The organism is Gemmatimonadota bacterium (assembly GCA_016209965.1).
GTDB lineage: Bacteria > Gemmatimonadota > Gemmatimonadetes > Longimicrobiales > RSA9 > JACQVE01.
Genome location: JACQVE010000265.1, coordinates 1 through 2,810 on the forward strand (window position 1 = coordinate 1; position 2,810 = coordinate 2,810).

The 2,810-nt window shown below is 68.6% G+C and carries 4 protein-coding genes; all 4 read left to right on the top strand.

The features are described 5' to 3' along the window. Positions 1–1,123, top strand: a 1,123-nt coding sequence (locus HY703_10660; GenBank protein MBI4545647.1) for an ISKra4 family transposase, incomplete at its 5' end; no start/stop codon positions are given. A gap of 236 nt (positions 1,124–1,359) precedes the next feature. After that, a complete protein-coding gene (locus HY703_10665) occupies positions 1,360–1,497 on the top strand; it encodes a hypothetical protein (protein ID MBI4545648.1) in 138 nt (45 codons plus the stop codon). A 537-nt stretch (positions 1,498–2,034) separates the two neighbouring features. Further along, complete coding sequence (locus HY703_10670) at positions 2,035–2,181, top strand: hypothetical protein (protein ID MBI4545649.1); 147 nt, start codon at positions 2,035–2,037, stop codon at positions 2,179–2,181. Next, positions 2,178–2,462, top strand: a complete 285-nt coding sequence (locus HY703_10675) for a hypothetical protein (GenBank protein ID MBI4545650.1) — start codon at positions 2,178–2,180, stop codon at positions 2,460–2,462. The genes HY703_10670 and HY703_10675 overlap by 4 nt, the downstream gene beginning before the upstream one ends. Positions 2,463–2,810: the final 348 nt, after the last annotated feature.

Sequence of the window (2,810 nt, forward strand, 5' to 3'; positions counted from 1 at the left end):
CGAGACGCTGGCCCGCTACACGGGTGCTCACCTACCGCAGCGGCAAATCGAGGAGCTGGTCCAGCGAGCCGCCATCGATTTCGACGACTTCTACGAGACGAGGCGGCAGGAGGGGGAAGGCCCTCCGCCTGCCGAGCCCGAATCGCTCATGGTGATCACCACCGACGCCAAGGGCGTGGTCATGCGCAAGGAGGACCTGCGTCCCGGCACCCGCAAGGCCGCCGAGAGGAAGGGGCCCAAGCTGACGACACGGCTCAGCAGGGGGGAGAAGCCGGGTCGCAAGCGCATGGCCACCGTGGCCTCCGTCTACGCCGTGGGACGGCACGTGCGTACGCCCGAGCAGGTGATCGAGGCGTTGACCCGGGCGGCGCCGAAGGACCGGGACCGCCAGCCCCGTCCCCGTCCGGAGCACAAGCGCGTGTGGGCGAGCCTGGAGAAAGAGCCCCGGGCGGTGCTGGAAGAGGCGTTCCACGAGGCGCTGGACCGTGACGTCGACCTCCAGCTCACGTGGCTCAGCATCGTCGACGGCAACGAGCAGCAGCTTGACATCCTCAAGGCCCTCGCGAAGCAGTACGGGGTCCAACTCACCATCGTCCTCGACGTCTTCCACGTGCTCCAGTACCTGTGGAAGGCCGGCCTCGCCTGCGCGGCGGAGGGCAGCGTGGAGCTGGAGGAGTGGGTCTTCGAGCGGCTCGGGCGGATCCTGCGCGGAGAGGCCAGTCAGGTGGCGGCCGGCATGCGCCGGAGCGCCACCAAGCGCGGCCTCTCGCGCGAGCAGCGGAAGGGCGTGGACAGCTGCGCCGACTACCTCCTCAAGTACAAGGGCTACCTCGCCTACCACCAGTACCTGGCGGCCGGAATGCCCATCGCCTCGGGCGTCATCGAGGGAGCCTGCCGTCATCTCGTGAAGGACCGGCTCGCGCTCACCGGAGCCCGCTGGCGCCTCACCGGAGCCGAAGCCGTGCTCAGGCTCAGGGCCCTGCGTTCCAGCGGCGACTTCGACGCCTACTGGCGCTTCCACGAAGCGATGGAGTACGAGCGCAACCACCAGGCCCGCTACGCCGACGCTCGCGTCCCGGCCGTCACCCAGCGCAAGAAGTCCCGGCCCAAGCTCGTCGAGTAGCCGGCGCCACTCCCTCGCGCTCCCCGCCGCACCTCGGGACCGGGGGGGCGAGGAGCGTACCCCGTCACCCTGCGCTTCTCGGCGCTCACGCCCTCGCTTTGCCAGGGACACCCCGTTACCCCGCTCTCGGCACCAGTGGTAGCCCTTCCCCCCCAAACTCCACGCTGTCGTCCGCTCGAACGGGCCGCCATATGACCTTCCGCTCGGTCGTCGTAAAAGATCTGCACCCCGCCGAAATGACATGGCTTTTCCAGTACGTCTGCCACGGCACGCTCACGTTCTACGCAGCCCTGGAGCTACGCACGGGCGTGCTGCACCGTGCAGCCGCGCAGAGCGGCATACCAGCAAGCACTTCCTGGCTTCTGGATGCCTGATAGCCCGGCAGCCCGAGGGCCGGGAGATCCACACACAGTCTGTGATGACCGATCCGCGCATCTCTGAGAATCGAACCGCTCACAGAACCAAAGGTTGGCCGGGTGGCCCGCGCGCTGACCTGCGGTGGCCCAGCACGATGCAGCGCCACTACCCTGCCGGCGGCGATCCCATATGCTTCAACGCGCCGAGTCCCGGCAATCGGCTTCCCGGGCGGCAGGGCGGGCTCGGCCGCAGCGAGCATGCTCGCCGGGGCTGGGCATTACCATGGCTAGGCGGGTCTGTGTGAGGCGGCCGAGCTGGACCCCGATGCCGAACCGAATGGGAGGAATTGTCATGGCCCAAGACGGGCCCACGCAGGCAGGAGCATCGCCGGGTCACTGGGGAATCCGGAAAGCGCTGGCTCATCCGTAACACTTCCGGCGGTCGGAACTGCGCACAAATGCGGCATGGTTCAGCTAACCGGAGACCCCCCATGCGCCAACGCCTTCTCTGGCTGCGGGAGGTTCGGGACCGACATTACGGCCGCACCCTTTGACATGCCGGTCCGCCGGGTGCTTGCTCTTGCCTGGCTCATCACGCGGCACGTCGGCTACCTCGTCGCCCGCCGTGACGATGCCGGCACGGGGCAAGCCATCCTGCTCGATTTCGGCCGCCGCCTCACGGACGCTGATTACCGGCCTTGATCGAGCTATGCGAGGGGGTGCCCGCCTTCCACGGCACGACCATGGTGATGCTCACCTCGGCCAAGATCGAGATCGCGCTGAACCAGGGGCTGGGGGAGGAGGCGCGTCAGGGCAGACTGTGGATCATATTAAGGAGCGCCTGCCGGCAGGATTGCAGCGCCGGCTCAAAGCGGAGGGCTAGAAGGTACGGATCCAACGGCGGAAGAGCGCTCCGCGCCCGATGGCCGAATCCGCCCATGAGCGTGCAATGGCCGCGGCGCATTGTTGTGCGGATGATGTAGAAGGCGCTTCCCGGCGGGGTCACCAGTCCTTCGCCAGCTACGTGCTGACGCGGTTCCCGCCGGCCAACCGGCTCCGCGTGAAGGCGCGGGCGCCCGTCGCCATTGGGGCGCTACCTGCTGGACTGCAGGCACGCGGCTGGGCCGCCGCCCTGCCGGCCGTAGCGGCGGGGTGGTGGTTTCTCCCACCTCGGCCCCGCAGCCGCCAGGATGGAGGCCTGGAGACGCGACCAGGGGGAGAGCCCGGCCAGGCCGCTTTGCTCAAGGCCCCGAAGGACACCGGTTGAACGCCTCAGGGTGGGTAGCCGAACGCCTCAGGGCATAGGTGACCAGGCGAGCCCAGGTGCGGAG